Raw genomic sequence first — 21,469 nt, forward strand, 5'->3', positions numbered from 1 at the left:
TGGGGGCCATCCTACCTAGTGCCCCGCGCCCGCCCATGACTCTGCTCGTTATTCTGCTCGCCGTGCTGGCGCTCATCGTCCTCATCAGTTGGGGCAAGGTCAATGCGTTTCTGGCGTTTTTGCTGGTAACCATTCCGGCGGGGTTTGCACTGGGGCTGGGCCCAAAGCAGGTGCTGGGCGCGGTGCAAAAAGGCCTCGGCGACACCCTAGGGTCGGTGGCGCTGGTAGTGGTGCTGGGCGCCATGCTGGGCAAGCTGGTGGCCGAGAGCGGCGCCGCCCAGCAGATTGCGGCCACGCTGCTGGGCAACCGTGGCGCCAAAGGCATTCAGTGGACGCTGATGCTAACGGGGTTTATCATCGGCATTCCCTTATTCTACAACGTAGGTTTTTTGCTGATAATGCCGCTGATTTTTTCGGTGGTGTACCAGTACAAACTGCCGGCCGTGTACGTGGGCTTACCCATGCTGGCGGCGCTATCGGTGCTGCACGGCTTCTTGCCGCCGCACCCGGCGCCCACTGCGCTGGTGGTGCAGTTTCACGCCGACATGGGCCTCACGTTTGTGTACGGGCTGCTGGTGGCGGTGCCGGCCATCATCCTGGCTGGGCCGGTGTACACGCGCACGCTGCGGGGCCTGGTGGCGCCGCCGCGGGCCGGGCTGGTGGCCGAGCCGCTACCCGCCGAGGGGCTACCGGGGCGGCTCAATAGCTTTTTGTCGTCGCTACTGCCGGTGCTGGTGCTGGCCGTGGTGCTGGGCCTGCAAGCCGCGCTGCCGGCGGGCGGGCCCCTAGGTCCGGCCCTGTCCTTCCTCGCCGACCCCAGCGCCGTGATGCTGCTATCGGTGGTGGTGGCCACGTTCAGCCTGGGCACGCGGCTGGGCAAAACCATGCCCGCGGTGATGGAAACCTACGCCGCGGCCGTGCGCGACGTGGCCCCGATTCTGCTCATCATCGGGGGGGCCGGCGCCCTCAAGGAAGTGCTGATAGCTAGCGGCGCGAGCCAACACCTGGCGGCGGGGCTGCAAGGCACCGGCCTGCCGCCGCTGCTGCTGGGCTGGTGCATTGCGGGGTTCATCCGGGTGTGCCTAGGTTCCTCCACGGTGGCGAGCCTCACGGCGGCGGGCGTGGTGCTGCCCACGCTGGCCCAGTCGCACGCCAACCCCAATCTGATGGTGCTGGCCATTGGGGCGGGCAGCCTGCTGTTTTCGCATTTCAATGACGGCGGCTTTTGGCTGTTTAAGGAATATTTCAACCTCTCGGTGAAGGACACGCTGCGCTCGTGGTCGGTAATGGAAACCATCGTGTCGGTAGTGGGCCTGCTCGGCGTGCTGCTGCTCGATTGGGTACTGCCGGTAGTGGGGTAAGGCTCGCCGCAACACCCGCTGCAAAGCGGCGTCTCTAGCGCGCCGAAACCTCATCCACGCCCAGCGCTGCCTAGCGTTCGGCGCCGGTGGGGTAATTTCAACCCACTAATGACTTTTCTCCTTCCCCGCATGAACTTCCCCGCAGGGCGCCGCCTAAGCGCCGCCGTGGCTTTTTTGCTCACCCTAGGTAGCGCTGCGCAGGCGCAGGTGGGCCCCGGCACCCAATGGACCAAGGATGGCTACGGCTATTTTCAGGTCAAGCAAGACGAAATAGTGGAGCTCGACGTGCGCCAGGCCGATAAGTCGCGCACGGTGCTCAGCAAGCAGCAGCTCACGCCCCAGGGCCAGAGCGAGCCGCTGCGCGTGCGCCGCTTTGCGCTCTCCGACGATGGCAAGCTGGTGCTGCTCAATACCAACACCAAGAAAGTGTGGCGCTACGATACCCGCGGCGACTACTGGGTGTATAACATCGCGGCTAATAAGCTGACCCAGCTCGGCAAAGGCCGGCCCGAGTCGTCGCTGATGTTCGCCAAGTTCTCGCCCGATGGCAGCCGCGTGGCCTACGTGAGCGGGCATAATCTGTACGTCGAAAACCTAACCGATAACCGCATCACGCAACTCACCCAGGATGGCACCGACAAGCTCATCAACGGCACCTTCGACTGGGTGTATGAGGAGGAGCTCGACTGCCGCGATGGCTTCCGGTGGAGCCCTGACGGACAGCGCCTGGCCTACTGGCAGCTCGACGCCCGCAAGACGCCCAACTACCTGATGCTGAACACGACGGAGAAGCTCTACCCCTTCACCGTGCCCGTCGAGTACCCCGTAGTGGGCGAAGACCCCAGCCGCTGCCGCGTGGGCGTGGTGGCCGCGGGCGGCGGCGAAACCAAGTGGATGGATGTGCCCGGCGATGCCGTGCAGCACTACATCCCGCGCATGGAGTGGGCCGATGCCAACACGCTCATTTTGCAGCAATTGAACCGTCGTCAAAACGAGAGTAAGCTCATGCTGTGCACCGCCGCCACCGGCGCGGCCAAGCCCATCTACAGTGAAACCGACAAGGCGTGGATTGACGCTAAAGAGGGCGCCGTGGGTTGGAACTGGATTGACAAAGGCCAGCGCTTTGTGTGGAGCAGCGAGAAGGACGGCTGGCGCCACCTCTACGCCGTGGACCGCAGCGGCAAGGAGAAGCTTCTGACGCCCGGCGACTACGATGTAATCAGCATCGAGAACATCGACGAGGCCGGGGGCAAAATCTACTTCATGGCCTCGCCCACCAACGCCACCCAAACCTACCTCTACCAGGTGCCGCTGCAAGGCGGCAAGGCCACCCGCCTCACGCCCCAAAACCTGGCTGGCTCAAACGGCTACGACATCTCGCCCAACGGCAAAATCGCGCTGCACACCTACTCCAGCGCCAGCAGCTTTCCGGTGGGCGACGTGGTGAGCCTACCCGCCCACCAGCGCTTGAGCGGCGGCGAGGTGCCCGAGCAAGCCAAGAAAATCAAGCTGCCCAAAACAGAGTTTTTCCAGGTGAAAACCGCCGACGGCGTGACCCTCGACGGCTGGATGGTAAAGCCCACCAATTTCGACCCCGCCAAGAAATACCCCATCGTGTTCATGGTCTACGGCGAGCCCGCCAGCCAAACGGTTGTGGACCGCTTTGGCACCGGCGCCAACCGCCTCTACCAGGGCAGCATGGCCGATGATGGCTACATCTACGCCTCGCTCGAAAACCGCGGCGCCCCAGCACCTAGGGGCCGCGAGTTTCGCAAGGCCATCTACCACAACATCGGCGCGCTCAACATCCGCGACCAGGCCCTGGGCGCTAAGGAAGTGCTCAAAAACAAGTGGGTCGATACCAGCCGCGTAGCGGTGTGGGGCTGGAGCGGCGGCGGCTCGTCCACGCTCAGCCTGCTGATGCAATACCCGCAGATTTATAAGACCGGCATCAGCATCGCAGCCGTGGACAACCAACTGAATTACGACAATATCTACCAGGAGCGCTACATGGGCCTGCTGCCTGAGGACCGGCATTTTTTCGTGGATAACTCGCCGCTGGCCCACGCCAAAAACCTGCGCGGCAACCTACTGCTCATCCACGGCACCGGCGACGATAACGTGCACTACAACAACGCCGAGCAGATGATAAACGAGCTGGTGAAAAACGGCAAAACTTTCCAGATGATGGCCTACCCCAACCGCACCCACGGCATCTCGGAGGGCGAGGGCACCAGCAAGCACCTAGCCGCCACCTACACCAAGTTTTTGAAAGAAAACTGCCCCCCCGGCGGCCGCTAGCGGCTCACTCGGTGGGCGTCTCACGCCTACCGAGCCCGCTCAGCACCGGCGCGAGTCTAGGGCCACGTAACTCGTGCCAACCATGACCTAGATGCTGCGCCTCCACTGCCACACAGCGGCAACCCCGCGTCTGGCCGACCTAGGCACATAAAAAGCCCCATAGCAATTGCTATGGGGCTTTTTATGTGCCTAGCAACCCGCTTTAGCCAGCGAAATAATGCCCCAATGCCAAGTCGGCCAGCAAGCTGGGGTGCGCGGGCTGCCAGCCCAGCCGCTGCTGCGTGAGTGCCCCAGAAGCAGCCATATCGAGGCCGGCGAAGCGGGCCATCCAGCCAAAATGCTCGGCCGCTTCCGCTGCCGATTTTGATACCACTGGCACGCCTAGGTGCTGGCCAATAGTGGCCGCTAGGTCGCGGAAAGCGATGCCCTCGTCGCCTACGCCGTGGTAGCGGGCGCCGGCCACGCCCTGCTCCAGCGCCAGCCGGAAGAGACGGGCCGCGTCGAGCCGGTGCACGGCCGGCCAGCGGTTCTGGCCGTCGCCTAGGTAGGCAGCTTCGCCTTTTTGGCGGGCCAACCCGATGAGGTAGGGCACGAAGCCGTGGTCACCCGCATCGTGAACCGACGCGGCCAGCCGCACCACCATGGCCCGCACGCCCTGCGGCACCAGGGCCAGCGCCGCCTGCTCCGAGGTGCGCACGGTGGCGGTGGGCGTGTCCTCCTCAGTAGCTAGGCGGCCTGGCGCAAAGCCGGCGAAGCCCGACGTCACGACCAGCGGCCGGTCGGAGCCTGCCAGCACACTCCCCATCGCCTCGATGGCGCTAGTCTCGGTAGTCGCGGCCGCTTCGTACTGCGAAAAATCGTGGTTGTAAGCCAGGTGAATAACGCCATCGGCGGCAGCAGCGCCACGCTTCAGGCTCTCTAGGTCGGTGAGGTCGCCCTGGAGCACCTCGGCCCCAGCGGCCACCAGCGCCTGCGCCGACGCCTCGGAGCGGGCCAAGCCCAACACCTGGTGGCCGGCTTGCCGCAACTCCTGCACCACGGCCGAGCCCACAAAGCCCGAGGCGCCCGTTACAAAAACTTTCATAAATGGTCTGTTTTAGCGTAGCAGAATAACTACGGCGCAAAGGTCCGGCCGCCACCTAGGGACCGTACTGCGCGGCGCAAACCATCTACGGTAAAAATCAAACAGCCACGGTGGCCCGGAAGTCGCCGGGCGCGGCGCCGGTTTGGCGCTTGAAGAAGTGGCAGAAGTGCGCGGTGTCAGTGAAGCCCAGGCTGTCGGCAATTTCGGCCACGGTCCAGCTCGATTGCTTCAGCAGTTGCCGGGCTTCCTGGGCCACGCGGTCGGCGAGCAGGGCGGTGGTGGTGTGGCCGGTGGCTTCCTTCAGAACCCGGTTGAGGTGGTTGACGTGCACGGCCAGCGCATCGGCGTAGTCGCGGGCGGTGCGCAGCGCCAGCCGCTGGCGCGGGGCCACCAGCGGAAACTGCTGCTCGAGCAGCTCGGCAAACTGGGTGGCCAGCCGGCCCGCCGCCGTGGGGGCCGGCAGCGGCACCAAGTCGGGCCGCAGCTTCTGGCCGTAGTAAATCAGCTCCAGCAAATACGCCCGCAGCAGTTCCTGGCTGTAGGCATAGCCAGAGCCGCTTTCGAGCAGCATTTTCTCGAAAATAGCGGCTAGGGCGGCCGCTTCGGCCTCACTCACGGTCAGCACCGGGCAGGCGCTGGGGCCGAATACGGGCAGCTCATCCAGCACAATGCCGCCCTTCACGGGCAGCAAAAACTCATCGGTAAAAAGGCATACGTAGCCCGTTTGGTTGGCGTCGTGGGGCTGCCAGCGGTAGGGCACCCGCGAGGTGGCAAACCACAGCCCTAGGCCATCAATCTCCACCTCCCGGTCGGCGTATTCCACCCGGCTCCGCCCCCGCACCAAGCTGATTTTATAAAACGGCCGCCGGTCGAAGCTCATCGAAGGCCGGTTTTCGTGGTTAGCCATAAGGTCGGCCACCGCCACCACCTTAAACTGGCCACCCGCCCGCCGCCGACCGAGGGGCTTGGGGCCAGGAGCCGCGCTGGCATAAAACTCGGCGAGTGGATGAGTAGACATAAGAGGCGACCTGTATAAATCAAAGGTAAGCCCCTGCTCTTTACTGCCCACCGCGCACCCGCATGGGCAGCACGTACACCGCCTCCGAAGCCGTGATAAACAGCGTTTTGCGGTTTTTGCCGCCGAAGCAGATGTTGGCCGTCCAGTCGGCGGGCACGTCGATGTGGGCCAACTGCTGGCCGCTGGGGCTGTACACCGTCACGCCCTTGCCGGTGAGGTACACATTGCCGCGCTCGTCGAGGGTCATGCCGTCCGAGCCCTGGCTCACGAAAAGCTGGCGGTTGGTAAGCGCCCCATTGGCGCCGACTTGGTAGCGGTACGTCTTGTTATCGCCGATGTCGGCCACGTAGAGCGTGCGGCCATCATGCGTCCCGATGATGCCGTTGGGCTGCTTTAACTGCGTTTCGACCGCCACCGGCTGCTTTTGGCCGGGCCCTAGGTAGTACACGTACTGCCCCGGCAGCTCGGGGGCGGTGCGGGTCCAGTAGTCGCGCTGGTAGTAGGGGTCGGTGAAGAACAAGCCGCCGCTCGGGGCCACCCACACGTCGTTGGGGCCGTTAAAATGACGGCCGCCGAGCTGGTCGAGCAACACGGTTACCTTGCCCGCGGAACTGATGGACCAGAGCTGATTTTGCTCGTCGGCGCAGGCAATGAGGTTGCCCTTCTGGTCGAAATACAGGCCGTTGGCCCGGCCGGCAGGCTCAAGAAATACCGACAGCTTGCCAGCGGTGCTGTACTTCCAGATTTTGTTGTTGGGCTGGTCGGTGAAGAACACGTTGCCCGCTTTGTCCACGGCTGGCCCTTCCGTGAATTTGAATTGCTTGGCCACCAACTGCGGGGTAGCCGAGCCCGCAAACAAGCTGCTGCCCCCGGCCGGCGCCTGCCCTAGGGCTAGCTGGCCACTACTAACGCTCACGGCCACTGCGAGCGCCCAGCGCCGCCATTGCCCTAATCCAACTACCATATTGATGGGGATAAACTAAGAATACCTCGCTATACGACTAGCGCCCGCCGCCCGCTGACTAAAGCCGGGCCCGCCACGCTGGCACGAGACGCGCAACTCGACCTGAAATTGCATTTTACGACTAATTACTAGGTGCTAACAACTACACCATTTCTTCATAAAAATAGCCGAATAAATATTTTAGCAGCACTCAAAAAACGCCTTTTTTGGGCTCAATAGCTATATTATAAAGCCGCTACCTTAAGCTTTAGCATTGAGCAAGAGGGCCTTTTACAGGACCTAGCATTTTTCATACCGACTTCAGTAGCGTCAATACTCAAGTGGCTTAACCGCTTGAAAATCTCTATAGTATCGTTGCACGTTTCAAAAACCATTCTACCTTGCGGCGCCTCTGGCAACCTACTCCTTTTCCAATTCCAACCCACACTATATGTCCCACAAGTACTCTGCGGCAGCATTTCTCACCCTAGGGGCTGCCGTGCTCCCCTTATTGGTTCAGGCGCAGGCCGCCGACCGCGTGCAGAAAAAAGAACTTGGCCAAGATGGCCAGCCCACCATTATTCAGTTTCGGGACGGGGCCCGGCCCAGCAGTGCCGACGGTGCGTTTGTGCTGCGCGAGCAGCTCGGCCTGGGTGCCGACGAGCAAATGCGCCCGGCCCGCCTCGAAACCGACCAACTCGGCTTCAGCCACCAAAAGTTTGACCAGTACTACAAGGGTGTGAAGGTGGAGCACGCCACGTACACAGTGCACGCCCGCGGCGGCGCGGTGGAAAGCCTGAGCGGCGACTACGAGAAAATTGCGAAGCTCGACGTGGCGCCTGCCCTCTCGGCCGAGGCGGCCCTAGGGCGCGCCCTGGCCGCCGTGGGCGCCAAGAAGTACATGTGGCAGGATGCCGTCGAAGAAGCCGGCCTGAAAGCCAGCGAAAACAACACCGGCGCCACCTACCGCCCGCAGGGCGAGCTGGTAATTGTGCGCGACGGCCGCCGCGACGCCGAAACCGGCCCGCTGGTACTGGCCTGGAAATTTGACATCTACGCCCAGGCGCCGGTGAGCCGCGCCTACTTCTACGTGGATGCCCACACCGGCGAGGTAGTGCTGCGCGATGCCATTATTAAGCACGCTGGCGCCACGGGCTCGTTTGCCACGGCCTACAGCGGCACCCGCTCGGTGGCGACCGAAACCGCCACCGGCGGCTACCGGCTGCGCGAATACACCCGCGGCAGCGGCATCGAAACCTACAACTGCAAAAAGGGCAACAGCTACACGGCCGCCACCGACTTTGTGGATGCCGACAACAGCTGGACCGATGCCGAGTACAACAACGCCAACTACGACAACGTGGCCGGCGATGCCCACTTCGGCGCCCAGGCCACCTATGACTATTGGAAGGCCGTGCACGCCCGCAACAGCTACGACAACGCGGGCGCCAAAATCAAGAGCTACGTGCATTTTGATGACACCCCGAGCACCACGGCGGGCTACGAAAATGCCTACTGGAATGGCTCAGTGATGACCTACGGCGACGGGGCCAGCCGCTTTAAGCCCCTGACGGCGCTCGACGTGTGCGGCCACGAAATCGGCCACGCCGTGTGCGAAAAAACCGCCAACCTCACGTACTCAGCCGAGTCGGGCGCTATGAATGAGGGCTTCTCCGACTGCTGGGGTGCCAGCATCGAGAAGTACACCGTGGACCAGCTGGGCCTCACCGGCAAATCGACCTGGGACATTGGCGAGGACATCATGAAGGCCGGCGGCGCCCTGCGCTCGATGAGCGACCCCAACCTGTATGGCCAGCCGGCTTATTACAAGGGCAAGAACTGGGCCTCGACCGCCTCGCCTTCCTCGACCAACGACAATGGCGGCGTGCACACCAACTCGGGCGTGCTCAACTACTGGTACTACCTAGTGGCCGTGGGCAAGAGCGGCACCAACGAGGTGGGCAATACCTTCGCCGTGACGGGCCTGGGCCTGACCGACGCCGCTAAAATCCTGTACCGCACCGAAAGCGTGTATCTGAGCGCCAGCTCTAACTACGCCAACGCCCGCACCTACTCCATCCAGGCCGCTAACGACCTGTTTGGGGCTACCTCGGCCCAGGCCCAGGCCGTGACGAACGCTTGGTACGCCGTGGGTGTCGGCGCCGCTTACACTGCCGGGGGCACCACCACGCCGCCGCCCACCACCGCGGCCTACTGCACCAGCCAGGGCGGCAGCCAGACCTATGAGTACATCGACTACGTGAAGCTGGGCAGCATTGCCCGCACCAGCGCCGCCGACGGTGGCTACTACAACGGCACCGCCCTGAGCACCACCGTGGCCGCCGGCTCGAGCCAGACCATCAATTTCTCAGTGGGCTTTGCCAGCAGCACCACGTACACCGAGTACTGGAAAATCTTCATCGACTACAACCAGGACGGCGACTTTGCCGACTCGGGCGAAACCATCGTGAGCGGCAGCAGCAGCAGCGCTGGCACCCTCAGCAGCACTTTTACGGTACCTAGCACCGCCAAGTCGGGCAAAACCCGCCTGCGCGTGGTGCTCAGCGATGCCAACACGGCCACCAGCTGCGGCACCTACAGCTACGGCGAAACTGAGGACTACAGCCTCAGCATCACGGGCGGCGCCACTTTCGCGCCAGAAGGCCTCGTAGCCACCACCAGCGGCCTCAACGCCGACGCCGACGCCACGCTCAGCCTCTTCCCCAATCCCGCCACCAGCTACCTCCAGCTCGAGCTGAGCTCGGGCACCGCCCTGCAAACCGTGCAAGTGCTCGATGCCCGCGGCGCCGCCGCCACCGCCCGCTACGATGCCACTACCAAGCAGCTCGACGTGAGCGGCCTGGCCGCCGGCCTCTACCTGGTGCGCGCCAGCGATGGCCAGCACCTGTTCGTGCAGCGTTTCGCCAAGCACTAGGGTTATTGAAAACAGAATTAGCAAAAAGAGCCCGGCCAATTGGCCGGGCTCTTTTGCGTTTTGGGCCAAGCCGCGCGGCCGCTAGGCTAGGCCACGCAGCCAGGCATCGGCGGCCGCGAAGCTGTCGAAGCGCTTGAAGCGGAAGCCCTCCGGCGCGGTGCTCACCACCGATTGCGTCGAGAGGCGGTGCAGGGGGTCGGCGCCCTCCACAATGGCGCAGGTGTGCGTGTTGGCCAGGTGCATGGCCCTAGGTATCCAGTTGGTGGTAAGCCACTCCTGGGCCACGATGGGCAACGGGGCGCGGGCGCCGTGCTCGGAGAGAATATGATGCGCGCCGGTGCTCAGCAGCGAGGCCAACACTTGCTCATAAAAGGCCTGAATAACGTCGAGCGGCTGCCGCTCGGGGGCCCAGGTCAGGCGCACGTAGCCCGCGGGCTCGTAATAAATTTTGCCGGCTGAATTCTGGGAAAGGATGGTTTCCTGGTCGTAAGTGGATAAAGTCATACTAAATAATAGAAAAATAATTTTGCTAGCGGCTCATGAGCTTCTCGTCTTAAAACTACATCCGCCTAAGTACTATTGCGCATGCGGCAGCAGCTTAAATTGCGTTTGGCGCAGTAGTATTGTGGCCGTGACTGCCACTCCCCTGCCCCTCGCCACCCTGCCCGCGCCGCCCGGCGCCTACGCGGCGGGCCTGCACATCCTGGCCACCTTTGCGGCGCCGGCCGCGGCCCTGCGCGATGCCACGGGCAGCCAGCAGTTTTTTGCCGAGTTGGTGGCGCGCTTGGGCCTCAGTTGCGTAGGCGAGGTCTACCACGTGTTCGCCGAAAATGCGGGCTTTACGGCGGTGCTGGCCCTCACCGAGTCGCACCTCAGCATCCATACCTGGCCCGAGCACGGGCTGGCTACGTTCGACGTGTTTTTGTCGAATTTCCGGCGCGATAACCACGCCGCCGTGCGCCGCATCTACCAGGAAACCCTAGGGTACTTCGGGGCCGAAGAACAAGCTTATGCCGAGGTTCTGCGATGAGTAGCACCCCCTTAGCCCCGCCCCAAACCTGGGTTACCTGCCCCAAGTGCACGGCCCAGGTCCCGTGCTGCGACCCGGCCGGCAGCCAATACTTCGGCTGCTTCAAGTGCCGCACTTACTTCGCTGCCAAGCCGACGCCGGGTGGCGAGACCCGCATTGCCAGAGACTTTAAGCGTGAGCTGGCGCCCGGCCCCAGCCTGCCGCTGGGCGCCACCGGCACCTTAGGCGGCTACCACTGCCGCCTCACGGGCTACCAGGTGCGCGGCGAAAAAAACAACCGTACCGCCGAATGGCGCGAGTACCAGCTGCGCCCCACCGAGCCCATTGTGGGCGACGACCCCATCGACTTTCCGTTGCAGCTGGCTGAATATCAGGGGCACTGGCTGCTGATAAGGCGGGCGCCACACCATCCCGATGTTGTCGGCCCACGGTCTATCCAGGGCAAGGAATGGACCAGCCCGACTACCGGCAACACCTACCGGCTGTGGCACCGCTACGAGCCCATTATCCGCGACGCGCAAGGCGAGTTTGATTGGAATATCCTAGAAGATGAGCGCCTGAAAATTCAGGAGTTTACCTGTCCACCCTACTTACTGTCTAGTGAAAAGATACCTGACCGGAAGCCTATCTGGTACCTATCCGAATACCTAGAACCGGCGCAGGTGGCCACCGCTTTTGGCCTGGATGTGAACACGCTACCCAGCCGCGAAGGTATCGGCGCCGCTCAGCCCAACCCGCACAACATGTCCCCGGCCTGGCGCTTGTTTGGGGTGGCGGCCTTGCTGCTGGTACTGCTCACGGGGTGGCTGGCTGTCACCCGGCCCAGCGCCACCACCACCGAAACCTTTACCGTGCCAGCCGCGCCCGCGGCTTCCAATGCTACGGCCAGCCCACCGCCCGCGCCCACCGGCGATACCCTAGGTCGGGCGGCGGCGCCTACAGCGCCCGCCGCGCCAGCCACCACTACGCCGCCCGCCGCCAGCGCCGGCTACAGCCAGATGCTGGTGTCTAAAACCATTGTGCTTACCCATCCGTCGGCGGTCGACATCACGTTCAGCGCGCTGGACCTCACCAACCACTGGCTCGAAATAACGGCCAGCCTGGTAAACGAGCAAACCGGCCGCGGCTACGAAGTCACCCGCTCGCTCGAATACTACGCAGGCGTGGAAGACGGCGAAAGCTGGTCGGAGGGCAGCCGCTCGGTCAGCGCCGTTATCAGCGGCCTACCGCCGGGCCGCTACCACCTCAATCTGTATCCTAGCGCAGAGGCGGGCACGGGCGACACCACACTGGTGCTCCAGGTAGAGCAGCACAGCGGATTTTTCTCCAATTTCGTGCTTATCCTGGTCCTGATGAGCGCCGTGCCACTGTGGCACTGGATGCGGCACGGCTCCTTCGAAAACAGCCGCTGGGAAAACAGCGACTTTGCCCCTACCTCCTCTTAATTCGTCGTCGTATGTTTTCCTTCCTGCGCCACCTAGGGGCCGATTTTCGCCGCTCGCCGCTCTACGCGGGGCTGCTGGCCCTGGCGCTGGCCACCTCCCTGATACTAGGCCTGCGCGGCAGCCGCCTGCTCGGCGACGACAACGAAAGCACCGACACCGAGCAGCAAGCTGGCCCGCGCCGCGCGGGCGGCCACGGCGGCTACGTCAATGGCTTCAACCACAAGTAAGTGAGTTGTGAAGGAGTGAAGGAGTGAATTGCGACTGCGTGATTCTGCCATGACTCACTCCTTCACAATTTACTCCTTCACAACTCACTCATTCATCCCCCATGGAATACCTCAACCTCAAGGCGCTCACCGCCTCCGTCGTGTACTCGGTGCTGGGCATCGCTATTCTGATGATTAGCTTTTACGTATTCAACAGGCTGACGCCGGGCACCTTGCGCCGCGAAATCCTGGAGGAGCACAACACGGCCCTGGCCATCATTGCGGCGGCATTTATGCTGGCAGTGGCTCTCATTATCAGCGCGGCTATTCATGGGTGAGGGCTCCTTACTAGCGCGCCGCCGCCGGGCGCGGGCCGCCCAGGCGGCCGACGCGGGCGGGGCGCCGCGGCCGGCGCTGCTCCTAGGCTCGGTAGCCGTAATCGCCACCTGCGGGCTGCTCTACGAGTTGATTGCCGGCACGCTGGCCTCGTACCTGCTCGGCGACTCGGTGACGCAGTTTTCGACGGTCATCGGGGTGTACTTGTTTAGCATGGGCGTGGGCTCGTGGCTGTCGCGCTACCTAGGCGGCCAGTTGCTGCGCTGGTTTATCCGGCTCGAAATACTGGTGGGCTTGGTGGGCGGCGCGTCAGCGCCGCTGTTGTTTGGGCTGTTTGCGCACGTGGGCTCGTTTCGGGTGCTGCTCTATGGGCTGGTGGGGCTGCTGGGCGCGCTAGTGGGGCTGGAGATTCCGCTGCTGCTGCGCATTTTGCAGGGGCGACTGGCTTTTAAGGAATTGGTGGCTAGGGTATTTACGTTTGACTACGTGGGCTCACTGCTAGCGGCGGTGATATTCCCGCTGGTGCTGGTGCCGCGCCTGGGGCTGGTGCGCACGGCACTGCTGTTTGGGGCGCTGAACGTGGTGGTGGCGGGCGTGAGCCTGCTGTCGTTTGACGAAACCAAACCTTACCGGCGGCGCTACCTCGGCATCATCGCGCTGTCGTTGCTGGCCCTAGGGGCAGGCGTGGTGGGCGCCGAGCGCATTCAGCGCTACGCTGAGGGCGAGGTGTTTCAGGACACCGTTATCTACGCCCAAAGCACGCCCTACCAGCGCCTGGTGCTCACGGGCAACCACCGCGGCGAGCTGCGCCTGTTTCTCAATGGCAACCTCCAGTTTAGCTCAGCCGATGAGTACCGCTACCACGAGGCGCTGGTGCACCCGGCCCTGCAAGACCGGCCGCAAGCACGCCAGATATTGGTACTGGGCGGCGGCGATGGCCTGGCGGTGCGCGAAATCCTGAAGTACCCGCAGGTGCAGCGCATTCGCCTCATCGACCTCGACCCGGCCATGACCAAGCTCTTCAAGAGCAATCAGCTGCTGCGCGAGCTGAACCACAATTCGCTGCACTCGCCCAAAGTCGATATTCACAACGCCGACGCCTACGCCTGGCTGCGCCAGGACACGACCCGCTACGACGTAGTATTTGTCGATTTTCCCGACCCTGGCAATTACTCCATCGGCAAGCTTTACACCACGGCCTTCTACCAAACGCTGCGCCAGCGGCTGCGGCCGGGCGGGCTGGTAGTGGTGCAGGCCACCTCGCCCTACATCGCGCGGCGGGCCTATTGGTGCGTGGTGCATACGCTGGCCGCCAGCGGCCTGGCGCCGGTGCCCTACCACGCCTACGTGCCCTCGTTTGGTGAGTGGGGCTACGTGCTGGCCCAGGCCCAGCCCGGCACCTGGCGCCCCGATGGTGGCCCGCTGCCCCCCGGCCTGCGCTACGCCACGCCCAAAGTAATCGGCCAGATGTGCGCCTTCCCGCCCGACATGAGCGAGGTACCCACGGAAGTTAATCAGCTCAATAACCAGGCGCTGGTGCGGTATTTTGAGGAGGAATGGGGGCCGTACGGCAATGGGTGAGGTTCACGTAAGGACGAGCCAACGCCCCAATTGCACTAAAACAGCCTCTTTCCACACCCTATCAACACATAATTTCCCTATGCCCCTCCCCCGTCGTCAATTCCTGACTCAAGCCAGCGCGGGCCTGGCCGGCACGCTGCTCACGGGCCTGCTCGGCAGCGTGCCGGGTTGCGTACCGGCGCGCTCGGCGGTACGCGGGCAGGTGCGGGGGGCGGGCGTCAAGCTGGGGCACTTGCTGCGCGAGCCGCACAAGCTGCCGGCCCCGACCCATACCGAGGAAGTTGACGTAGTGATAGTGGGCGGGGGCGTGAGCGGGCTGGCGGCCCGGCGCGAGCTGCACCGCTTGGCCCCCGCACTACGCACGCTACTGCTGGAGCTGGAGCCCGACACGGGCGGCAACGCCACCGCCGGCCACAACGGCCGCACCGCCTACCCGTGGGGCGCCCACTACCTGCCCGTGCCCGACGAGCGCGACCGCGACCTAGCAGCCTTTTTGGAGGAGGCGGAAATCATAACCGGCTACGGCCCCGGCGGACTGCCTATCTACGACGAAACCGCTCTCTGCCACGACCCCGTCGAGCGCCTGCTGCTGCACGGCCACTGGCAGCCCGGCCTGGTGCCCGAGGCCGGCGTGCCCGAGGCCGACCGCGCCGAAATTGCCCGCTTCCTGGCCGAGGTCGAGCGCCTGCGCCACGCCACCGGGCCCGATGGGCACGACTTGTTTCGGCTGCCGCTCGACCTGTCGTCGGCCGACGCGGCTACCCGGCAGCTCGATGAGGTGTCGATGGCCGACTGGCTGGCGCAACACGGCTACCGCTCGGCGTACCTGCGCTGGTACCTCGACTACTCGTACCGCGACGATTTTGGGGTGCCCGCCGCGCAGGTATCGGCTTGGGCCGGGCTGCACTACTTCGCCGCCCGCAAGGGCCGCGCCCACAACGCGCCCGCCGACGCCGTGCTCACCTGGCCCAATGGCAACCATCACCTGGCCGAAGCCCTGCGGCGCTCGGGTGGCCACGGCCGCATCCAGCCTAATACCGTAGCATTCGAGGTAGCGCCGGCCGCCGATGGGCGCGTGGATGTGTTGGCTTTCAACGGCGTTACCCGCCAAAGCACCCGCCTGCGGGCGCGGCAAGTGGTGCTGGCCACGCCTTGGCACGTGAGCAAGCACCTGCTGCCCGCCCCGGCTGCCTTGCCGCCGCTGGCGCCGCTGCACGCGCCCTGGCTGGTGGCCAACCTCACGGTAGACGGCTACCCCGGCGGCCCCGGCCAGCCCCTGAGCTGGGACAATGTGCGCTACGGCAGCCCGGCCCTCGGCTACATCGACGCCGAGCACCAGGCCCTGCGCGGCTTCGAGGCCGACGGCCCGCGCAGCTTAACGTTCTATTGGGCCCTGCCCACCGACCTAGGCGACCCCGCCGCGGCCCGCCGCCACGCCTTTGCTAGTACGTATAATGACTGGTTGACGCTCGTGCTCACTGAGCTCGACCTGATGCACCCCGGCCTGGCCGGCCGCGTGCAAGCCGCCGAGCTTTGGGTGTGGGGCCACGGCATGGTGGCCCCCACGCCCGGCTACGTGTGGGGCGCGGCGCGCCAGCTGGTGCGGCAGCCGCACCTAGGCGGCCGGGTACACCTGGCGCACACCGATTTTAGCGGGGTGTCGGTGTTTGAGGAAGCCTTTCACCAGGGACTACGGGCGGCGCGGGCCGTGGTGCAGGGGGTGGCCTTAGTGTAGCTCAGACTACAAAGTGCCAAGCTATAGAAACCGGGCGCGCAGGGCGGGCGTGGGCAGCAGGCAGCTTTCCTGGCGCCCAAACCAGCGGTAGCGGTGCCGGGCCACGTAGCGATACAGGGCATCGCGCCAGGCGCGGGGCAACAGGTAGCCCACGGCCGCCGCCCGCCAGATGCCCCCTAGGCGCCCCGCAATGCGCAGCACGGCCGTGGAGTGCGTGTACACGTGGCCGCCTTCCACCAATACCACCGAGTCGGGGTCGGCCGCCGGGGCGGCCAGGTGCGGCTGGCCGTGGGTGGCGAGCAAGGCTTGGCCCACGTCGCTTTGCAGGGCCGCGAAGTGAAACTGCCCGGTGGCATCGTGGCGAATAATGAACTGCACAAACCCATGGCAGAGGTTGCACACGCCATCGAAGAGGATAGTGGCCGGGGCGGAAGTGGGCATACGTGAGCAAACAGGAGGTGGTAGCGGCCTAACGCCGGGGCGGCCCCGATGGTTGGGGCCGGGGCGCCCAAGCGGAGACAAACCCAAAATACCGTATTTACCGCTACGTAGTTACTGAGAAATATACGGGGTAATCGCGCCACTGCTCACTGATTGACAAGCGTATACTCAGCCACAGTTTTTCCCTAATTCTCCCTCTTCTTATGCGTACCATTAAATTTCAATTGGCCATCGCCGCTTTCGCCCTCAGCACCTCGCTGCTAAGTGCCTGCGGCAGCGGCGGCGGTAGTGGCAGCGGCGAGTCGTCGACCAGCGGTGGCGGCTCTACTGCGGGCAGCAGCAGCAGCGATACCGGCAGCATGGCCGACTCTTCGGGCACGGGCTCGGCGGGCATGAGCGGCACCGGCACGGGTACGGCCAGCACCGGCGGCTCGACCAGCGGCACCGGCGACCTAGGTGGCTCGACCAGCGGCGTTGGCAGCACGGGCGGCTCCACGGCCGGCTCGGCGGGCGCCAGCGGCAGCAGCAACACCGGGAGCGCAGGCACCACGGGCGGGGCAGGCGGCGCGGGCACTATGGGCGGCACTGGCTCTACCACGGGTGGCGCAGGCGGCACTGGCTCGACTACGGGCGGCGCGGGCGGCACTGGCTCGACTACGGGCCAATAGCTCACTTTTTCTATTTTCTTTTCCCCCCTTTTCTTCCTTCGTATTTTATGAAAAACAACGTTTCCTTGTCGCTACGCGCGGCAGCTTTTGTACTTGGCCTGGGCCTAACGACCAGCGCTGCTTTTGCCCAAACTACTACGGGCACCACGGCGGGCTCTACCACTGGCGGCACTTCGGGCTCGACCAGCGGCAGCACGGCGGGCTCCATGGGCGGCACCTCGGGTTCGACCTCGGGTAGCACGACCGGCTCGATGGGCTCGACCAGCGGCTCTACTTCGGGCTCAATGGGCAGCACCTCAGGCTCGATGGGCACTACGGCGGGCTCGGGCTCGATGGGCAGCACGTCGGGCTCGGGCTCCATGGGCACCACCTCGGGTTCGACTTCGGGCAGCAGCACGTCGGGCAAAGCCCGCCGCGCCGCCAAGCGCGGTGGCAGCACCTCGGGTAGCAGCACCAGCGGCAGCCGTGGCACTTCGGGCAGCGGCAGCACCAGCGGCAGCAGCACGTCGGGCTCTACCTCGGGCAGCACGACGCGCTAGCACCGGCCATTTTCCCGCTATTTTCCTGTTACAAGGCGAAAAAGCTGGCCAAGCGATTGGCTGCTTTTTCGCCTTGTTTAGTTTTACACTTTGCCTTTGCTTTCTACCACTATGCACCAGTTATGGGCGGCCGTGCGGCTACCGTTTGTGCTCGACCTGCGAGCGCTGGCTTTGCTGCGCATGGGCACGGCGGCCATCGTACTGCTCGACCTAGGTATCCGCAGCACCGACCTGGAAGCGCACTACGCCAATATGGGCGTGCTGCCCCTCTCGGTGATGCTCGACCACACCTGGACGCCCTACCAGTTTTCGCTGCACGCGGCCAGCGGATTGTGGCAGGTGCAGGCGGTGCTGTTTGGGCTGGCGGCGCTGGTGGCGGGGGCGCTGCTGCTGGGTTACCACACGCGCCTGGCCACGCTGGTGTCGTGGGGGCTGCTCATTTCCTTACAAAACCGCAACCCCATGATTGGGCAGGGCGGCGACGACCTGCTGCGGATGCTGCTGTTCTGGGGGTTTTTCTTGCCCTGGGGCCGGGTCTGGGCCTGGGATGCGCGCCACGCCCCGCCGCCCGCCCGCTACGACTACGCCAGCGCTGCCACCGTGGCCTACATCGTGCAGCTGGCCCTGCTGTACTGGTGCACCGCCCTGCTCAAAAGTGGCCCCGAATGGACCCAGCAGGGCACGGCGCTTTACTACGCCTTCAGCCTCGACCAGCTGCTGCTGCCGGGCGGGCGCCTGCTCTACCCCCACTTTGGGCTGCTGCGGGGGCTCACCTTCGCCACCTGGTACACCGAGCTGCTGCTGCCGATTGCGCTGTTTATTCCGGTGGGGGTGCGCTGGTGGCGGCTACTGGTGGTGTTTGTGCTGTTTGGCTTTCACCTGGGCATCAGCCTCACGCTGTTTGTGGGCATTTTCTTTCTTATTAATATGGTGTCGGTGCTGGGCTTGCTGCCGGCGGTGGCGTTCGACTGGCTGACGCCCCGCCTGGCGCCCCACGCCGCCCGCGCCCGGCACTGGCGCACGCGCCTGCCCAGGTGGCAGGCGCCCTGGCAACTGCGCATCGAGCGCACCCGCCCCCGGCCGGCCGGCCGCCTGGCGCTGTGGCGCACCGTGCGCGAAACGCTGGTAGTGAGCGTGCTTTTCTACGTGTGCTGGTGGAACCTCGACGACGTGGGCGGCAAGCCGGGCCGCTGGATGTCGGACTCGACGCGGTGGCTGGGTTACCTGGTGCGCATCGACCAGCACTGGGGCATGTTTGCGCCCACCGTGTTTAAGGACGATGGCTGGTACGTGCTGGAAGGCACCACTCGGGCGGGCCAGGTGCTCGACCTGAACCGCGGCGGCGCGCCCCTCAGCTACGCCAAGCCAGCCGCCGTGGTGTCGCTGTTCAAAAACGACCGGTGGCGCAAGTACTCCGAGAACTATTTATTCGTCAACAACGGCTGGATGCGGCCTTATTACTGCAACTACCTGCTGCGCATCTGGCAGCAAAACCCCGCGCACCCGCCGCTGCGCCACCTCTCGGTGGTGTACATGAAAGAAGTGTCGCAGCCCAACTACCAGGTGCCGCCCGCCACCCGTGAAGTCCTCTGCGACTGCGAGCCCCCGGCCCCGGCCGCTCAGCTTGCACCCTAGGCGGCCCCCGCGCCGCCCGGCCGCGAGGCCGCGGCAACGCGGCTTTTACCCAGCGCAAGCCCTAGGTAGTACCCGTGCCCCCGAGGAAGCCAATTCGGTAGTTTACCCCCGGAATTAAGCGTAAATACAGGCCGCCACCCGCCGTATAAGAAAGAGTAACAGGGATTTTCCTTTTATTCTCTTTCTTGTACCGTTTACTATGAAACGCAATTGGCTTTCGCTTACCCTAGGGTTAATGCTCTGCTCTTCACTGGCCCTAACTAGTGCCTGCGACGACGACGACGACAACACCCCCGCCCCCACCACTTCGGGCACCACTAGCGGCACCACCTCGGGCGCTACCACCACCGGCACCACGGCCGGCACTACCACCACTGGCACGACCGCCGGCACTACCACCGCCGGCACCACTACCAGCGGCACCACCGCTGGCACTACAACTTCGGGTACTACGGCTGGCACTACCACCAGCGGCACCACGGCTGGTACCACCACCGGCACCACTTCGGGCACGACCGCGGGCGGCACTACTGGCACCACGGCCGGCACCACTACTGGCGGTACCACAGCCGGTACTACTACAGGCGGTACCACAGCCGGTACTACTACGGGCGGCACCACTACTGGCGGCACGACTTCAGGCACCACCGGCGGTACTACGGGCGGCACCACCGCTGGCGGCACGACTTCGGGCGGCACTACCGGCGGCACCACTGGCGGCAGCACCACCTAATAATTGCCAGCTTTTTTTACACTGAGCCAAGTCGCTTACCATCATGGGGGGCGGCTTGGCTTAGTGTTTAAACCGGTTGTTGAGGCCGGGCTTATGGCCGCTGCCCTAGGTGGCTACGCAGACCTTTTATCGCCTAGGCAATGGCAAGCTTCTTCTAACCCCCATCAAATCAGGGCACGAGCTAAGGTGCGCATCGCTTAGCGGTTGTTTTTGCTTGGTTGCTATGGCTGCTTTTATCAACCCTACTCATACTTCCGGCGCCACGCTACCTAGCTGATTGGCCACCACGCTGGCGGCGTCCATTGCTGGGCCGCTGCGCACAAATACCACGTCCGATGTCATCATTATCGGGGTGGGCCTCACTACGGTCTATCTACTGGGCAAGGTAGCCTCGACCTCCGTATTCCTGGCTTCGGAAGGCGATTCCTACAGCACGAGCCAGGCTATTCACCCCAGCGGCGGAGAAACTTTTGAACACACAAGCGCTATCTCCCGTAAACGAACCAAGGACTACTTAGTCTAGGAATATCCCAACTTGCCCTTCGGCAAGCCAGGATATAACTGGGCTTTTTAAGCCCCGAATTTCATATTTTCTTCACCACCTCCCCCTCTTTTCATCATGAAAAAAGCCTATTCGCACTTTGCACTGCTCGTGCTCGCCGCCGCCTCGTTCAGCTCGTGCAGCCGCGCCGATTACACCGCCAACACGGCTGCTACCAGCCCCCTAACCGCCAGCGTAGCCCAGGCCCCGGCTGCCTCGCCCGCCGCTGACTATTCGGCTCAGGTGGTAGCTACCAAGCCGCAGCCTGCCACCGTAGCCACTGCTACAGTAGATGCCCCTGCTCCTGCAGTAGCCACTGCGCCGGTAGCTATTGCAGCTGCCCCTAGCCGCGTAGTCGCTTCGGCTCCTGCCGCTGCCGCCACTGCCCAGCCCACGGTAGCCACCACCGAAGCCCCCGCCGCCAAGGCTACCAAGCCCACGCTGGTGCAGCGCCTGGCCCTGAACAAGCTCACCAAGCAGCTTTCCAAAATCGAAAAGCGCCAGCAGAACACGGCCAGCACCACTGAGTCGGCGGCCCGCAGCGGCTCGCTCACCATCCTGCTGGTTGGTTTGGTAGTGTTGCTAATTGGTATCATCATTGGCTCGGGCTTGCTCAACACCATTGGCGGTATTCTGATAGTAGTAGGCCTGGTCTTGCTGCTGCTCAAAGCACTGTAGCCTAACCTAGGTCTTTAGTTGAGAAAAGCCTCTCACCAATTTGGTGAGGGGCTTTTTTTGTGCCGCCCTTCGCCGCGGGCACCTAGGTGGGCGCTTGTGGGCGCGTGGGCAGCGCGTGGCTTTTGCTCCGTAGGACGCTCCATTTTAGTGGGTTAAACTACCAGGCAATTCGGATAATACTTACTTCAGAATTAGGTAGTTATTACCTTGGAAAGGGGTAGTTATCGGTCCGGCAGGTCGGGGTGGGCCGCGTATAGTT

The 21,469-nt window shown here is 63.9% G+C and carries 20 protein-coding genes; 15 read left to right on the top strand and 5 right to left on the bottom strand.

The genetic code is table 11. The annotated features are described in order from the left end of the window. Positions 1-35: 35 nt before the first annotated feature. Both ACFSDX_RS12920 and ACFSDX_RS12925 read left to right on the top strand, forming a co-directional pair. Entirely contained in the window at positions 36-1,361 is a 1,326-nt protein-coding gene (locus tag ACFSDX_RS12920; RefSeq protein WP_382314108.1) for a gluconate:H+ symporter, read from the top strand. Between the two features lie 108 nt (positions 1,362-1,469). Then, a complete protein-coding gene (locus ACFSDX_RS12925; RefSeq protein ID WP_382314111.1) occupies positions 1,470-3,662 on the top strand; it encodes a S9 family peptidase in 2,193 nt (730 codons plus the stop codon). 202 nt (positions 3,663-3,864) lie between these two features. Here ACFSDX_RS12925 and ACFSDX_RS12930 read toward each other — a convergent pair whose 3' ends face one another. The 3 genes from ACFSDX_RS12930 to ACFSDX_RS12940 all read right to left on the bottom strand — a co-directional run bounded on the left by ACFSDX_RS12930 (position 3,865) and on the right by ACFSDX_RS12940 (position 6,728). After that, positions 3,865-4,746 (bottom strand): SDR family oxidoreductase, encoded by an 882-nt coding sequence (locus ACFSDX_RS12930; RefSeq protein ID WP_382314114.1) that lies wholly within the window; start codon positions 4,744-4,746, stop codon positions 3,865-3,867. 97 nt (positions 4,747-4,843) lie between these two features. Then, complete coding sequence (locus ACFSDX_RS12935) at positions 4,844-5,764, bottom strand: helix-turn-helix domain-containing protein (RefSeq protein ID WP_382314117.1); 921 nt, start codon at positions 5,762-5,764, stop codon at positions 4,844-4,846. A gap of 40 nt (positions 5,765-5,804) precedes the next feature. After that, positions 5,805-6,728, bottom strand: a complete 924-nt coding sequence (locus ACFSDX_RS12940; RefSeq protein ID WP_382314120.1) for an SMP-30/gluconolactonase/LRE family protein — start codon at positions 6,726-6,728, stop codon at positions 5,805-5,807. A gap of 430 nt (positions 6,729-7,158) precedes the next feature. Here ACFSDX_RS12940 and ACFSDX_RS12945 point away from each other — a divergent pair, with 430 nt between their 5' ends. Further along, on the top strand, positions 7,159-9,642 hold the full coding sequence (locus tag ACFSDX_RS12945; RefSeq protein WP_382314123.1) for a M4 family metallopeptidase: 2,484 nt from the start codon (positions 7,159-7,161) through the stop codon (positions 9,640-9,642). 81 nt (positions 9,643-9,723) lie between these two features. Here ACFSDX_RS12945 and ACFSDX_RS12950 read toward each other — a convergent pair whose 3' ends face one another. Further along, the gene (locus ACFSDX_RS12950) at positions 9,724-10,146 is read right to left on the bottom strand and encodes a hypothetical protein (protein ID WP_382314125.1); all 423 of its coding nucleotides are present in this window, start codon (positions 10,144-10,146) and stop codon (positions 9,724-9,726) included. Between the two features lie 127 nt (positions 10,147-10,273). On the opposite strand from ACFSDX_RS12950, the gene speD reads away from it, so the two are divergent. The 6 genes from speD to ACFSDX_RS12980 all read left to right on the top strand — a co-directional run bounded on the left by speD (position 10,274) and on the right by ACFSDX_RS12980 (position 15,975). Next, positions 10,274-10,672 carry an S-adenosylmethionine decarboxylase gene (speD, locus tag ACFSDX_RS12955; protein ID WP_382314128.1) on the top strand — a complete coding sequence of 133 codons (399 nt, stop codon included), beginning with the start codon at positions 10,274-10,276 and terminating at the stop codon, positions 10,670-10,672. Next, a complete protein-coding gene (locus ACFSDX_RS12960; protein WP_382314131.1) occupies positions 10,669-12,117 on the top strand; it encodes a hypothetical protein in 1,449 nt (482 codons plus the stop codon). The genes speD and ACFSDX_RS12960 overlap by 4 nt, the downstream gene beginning before the upstream one ends. A gap of 11 nt (positions 12,118-12,128) precedes the next feature. Further along, positions 12,129-12,344 carry a hypothetical protein gene (locus ACFSDX_RS12965; protein WP_382314134.1) on the top strand — a complete coding sequence of 72 codons (216 nt, stop codon included), beginning with the start codon at positions 12,129-12,131 and terminating at the stop codon, positions 12,342-12,344. Between the two features lie 101 nt (positions 12,345-12,445). Further along, positions 12,446-12,661 (top strand): DUF350 domain-containing protein, encoded by a 216-nt coding sequence (locus ACFSDX_RS12970; RefSeq protein ID WP_382314137.1) that lies wholly within the window; start codon positions 12,446-12,448, stop codon positions 12,659-12,661. Then, entirely contained in the window at positions 12,654-14,240 is a 1,587-nt protein-coding gene (locus ACFSDX_RS12975; protein ID WP_382314140.1) for a polyamine aminopropyltransferase, read from the top strand. The genes ACFSDX_RS12970 and ACFSDX_RS12975 overlap by 8 nt, the downstream gene beginning before the upstream one ends. Before the next feature lie 79 nt (positions 14,241-14,319). Then, on the top strand, positions 14,320-15,975 hold the full coding sequence (locus ACFSDX_RS12980) for an NAD(P)-binding protein (protein WP_382314143.1): 1,656 nt from the start codon (positions 14,320-14,322) through the stop codon (positions 15,973-15,975). A 21-nt stretch (positions 15,976-15,996) separates the two neighbouring features. On the opposite strand, the gene ACFSDX_RS12985 is transcribed toward ACFSDX_RS12980, so the two are convergent. Beyond that, positions 15,997-16,416 carry a thiol-disulfide oxidoreductase DCC family protein gene (locus ACFSDX_RS12985; protein WP_382314145.1) on the bottom strand — a complete coding sequence of 140 codons (420 nt, stop codon included), beginning with the start codon at positions 16,414-16,416 and terminating at the stop codon, positions 15,997-15,999. Between the two features lie 203 nt (positions 16,417-16,619). Between ACFSDX_RS12985 and ACFSDX_RS12990 the strand changes: the two genes are divergently transcribed. The 6 genes from ACFSDX_RS12990 to ACFSDX_RS13015 all read left to right on the top strand — a co-directional run bounded on the left by ACFSDX_RS12990 (position 16,620) and on the right by ACFSDX_RS13015 (position 21,210). Further along, positions 16,620-17,084: a hypothetical protein gene (locus ACFSDX_RS12990; RefSeq protein WP_382314148.1), complete on the top strand. Its 465-nt coding sequence runs from the start codon at positions 16,620-16,622 to the stop codon at positions 17,082-17,084. Positions 17,085-17,131: 47 nt separating this feature from the next. After that, a complete protein-coding gene (locus tag ACFSDX_RS12995; protein ID WP_382314151.1) occupies positions 17,132-17,623 on the top strand; it encodes a hypothetical protein in 492 nt (163 codons plus the stop codon). Positions 17,624-17,734: 111 nt separating this feature from the next. Next, the gene (locus tag ACFSDX_RS13000; protein ID WP_382314154.1) at positions 17,735-19,258 is read left to right on the top strand and encodes a hypothetical protein; all 1,524 of its coding nucleotides are present in this window, start codon (positions 17,735-17,737) and stop codon (positions 19,256-19,258) included. Between the two features lie 199 nt (positions 19,259-19,457). Then, on the top strand, positions 19,458-19,991 hold the full coding sequence (locus ACFSDX_RS13005; protein ID WP_382314156.1) for a hypothetical protein: 534 nt from the start codon (positions 19,458-19,460) through the stop codon (positions 19,989-19,991). Between the two features lie 277 nt (positions 19,992-20,268). Further along, positions 20,269-20,514 (top strand): hypothetical protein, encoded by a 246-nt coding sequence (locus ACFSDX_RS13010; protein ID WP_382314159.1) that lies wholly within the window; start codon positions 20,269-20,271, stop codon positions 20,512-20,514. A 96-nt stretch (positions 20,515-20,610) separates the two neighbouring features. After that, positions 20,611-21,210: a hypothetical protein gene (locus ACFSDX_RS13015; RefSeq protein WP_382314162.1), complete on the top strand. Its 600-nt coding sequence runs from the start codon at positions 20,611-20,613 to the stop codon at positions 21,208-21,210. Positions 21,211-21,469 lie beyond the last annotated feature (259 nt).

Origin of the sequence: Hymenobacter bucti, assembly GCF_042681145.1 — a bacterium.
GTDB lineage: Bacteria > Bacteroidota > Bacteroidia > Cytophagales > Hymenobacteraceae > Hymenobacter > Hymenobacter bucti.

What these genes read in the sequence shown, in the direction of transcription:
- ACFSDX_RS12925 (WP_382314111.1), top strand. Translation starts at nt 1,470, where the DNA reads ATGACTTTTCTCCTTCCCCGCATGAACTTCCCCGCAGGGCGCCGCCTA.
- ACFSDX_RS12970 (WP_382314137.1), top strand. Translation starts at nt 12,446, where the DNA reads ATGGAATACCTCAACCTCAAGGCGCTCACCGCCTCCGTCGTGTACTCG.
- ACFSDX_RS12985 (WP_382314145.1), bottom strand. Translation starts at nt 16,416, where the DNA reads ATGCCCACTTCCGCCCCGGCCACTATCCTCTTCGATGGCGTGTGCAAC.
- ACFSDX_RS13015 (WP_382314162.1), top strand. Translation starts at nt 20,611, where the DNA reads ATGAAAAAAGCCTATTCGCACTTTGCACTGCTCGTGCTCGCCGCCGCC.
- ACFSDX_RS13005 (WP_382314156.1), top strand. Translation starts at nt 19,458, where the DNA reads ATGAAACGCAATTGGCTTTCGCTTACCCTAGGGTTAATGCTCTGCTCT.
- ACFSDX_RS12940 (WP_382314120.1), bottom strand. Translation starts at nt 6,728, where the DNA reads ATGGTAGTTGGATTAGGGCAATGGCGGCGCTGGGCGCTCGCAGTGGCC.
- ACFSDX_RS12965 (WP_382314134.1), top strand. Translation starts at nt 12,129, where the DNA reads ATGTTTTCCTTCCTGCGCCACCTAGGGGCCGATTTTCGCCGCTCGCCG.
- ACFSDX_RS12995 (WP_382314151.1), top strand. Translation starts at nt 17,132, where the DNA reads ATGAAAAACAACGTTTCCTTGTCGCTACGCGCGGCAGCTTTTGTACTT.
- ACFSDX_RS12945 (WP_382314123.1), top strand. Translation starts at nt 7,159, where the DNA reads ATGTCCCACAAGTACTCTGCGGCAGCATTTCTCACCCTAGGGGCTGCC.
- ACFSDX_RS12920 (WP_382314108.1), top strand. Translation starts at nt 36, where the DNA reads ATGACTCTGCTCGTTATTCTGCTCGCCGTGCTGGCGCTCATCGTCCTC.
- ACFSDX_RS12950 (WP_382314125.1), bottom strand. Translation starts at nt 10,146, where the DNA reads ATGACTTTATCCACTTACGACCAGGAAACCATCCTTTCCCAGAATTCA.
- ACFSDX_RS12980 (WP_382314143.1), top strand. Translation starts at nt 14,320, where the DNA reads ATGCCCCTCCCCCGTCGTCAATTCCTGACTCAAGCCAGCGCGGGCCTG.
- ACFSDX_RS12935 (WP_382314117.1), bottom strand. Translation starts at nt 5,764, where the DNA reads ATGTCTACTCATCCACTCGCCGAGTTTTATGCCAGCGCGGCTCCTGGC.
- ACFSDX_RS13000 (WP_382314154.1), top strand. Translation starts at nt 17,735, where the DNA reads ATGCACCAGTTATGGGCGGCCGTGCGGCTACCGTTTGTGCTCGACCTG.
- ACFSDX_RS12930 (WP_382314114.1), bottom strand. Translation starts at nt 4,746, where the DNA reads ATGAAAGTTTTTGTAACGGGCGCCTCGGGCTTTGTGGGCTCGGCCGTG.
- ACFSDX_RS12960 (WP_382314131.1), top strand. Translation starts at nt 10,669, where the DNA reads ATGAGTAGCACCCCCTTAGCCCCGCCCCAAACCTGGGTTACCTGCCCC.
- ACFSDX_RS12990 (WP_382314148.1), top strand. Translation starts at nt 16,620, where the DNA reads ATGCGTACCATTAAATTTCAATTGGCCATCGCCGCTTTCGCCCTCAGC.
- ACFSDX_RS12975 (WP_382314140.1), top strand. Translation starts at nt 12,654, where the DNA reads ATGGGTGAGGGCTCCTTACTAGCGCGCCGCCGCCGGGCGCGGGCCGCC.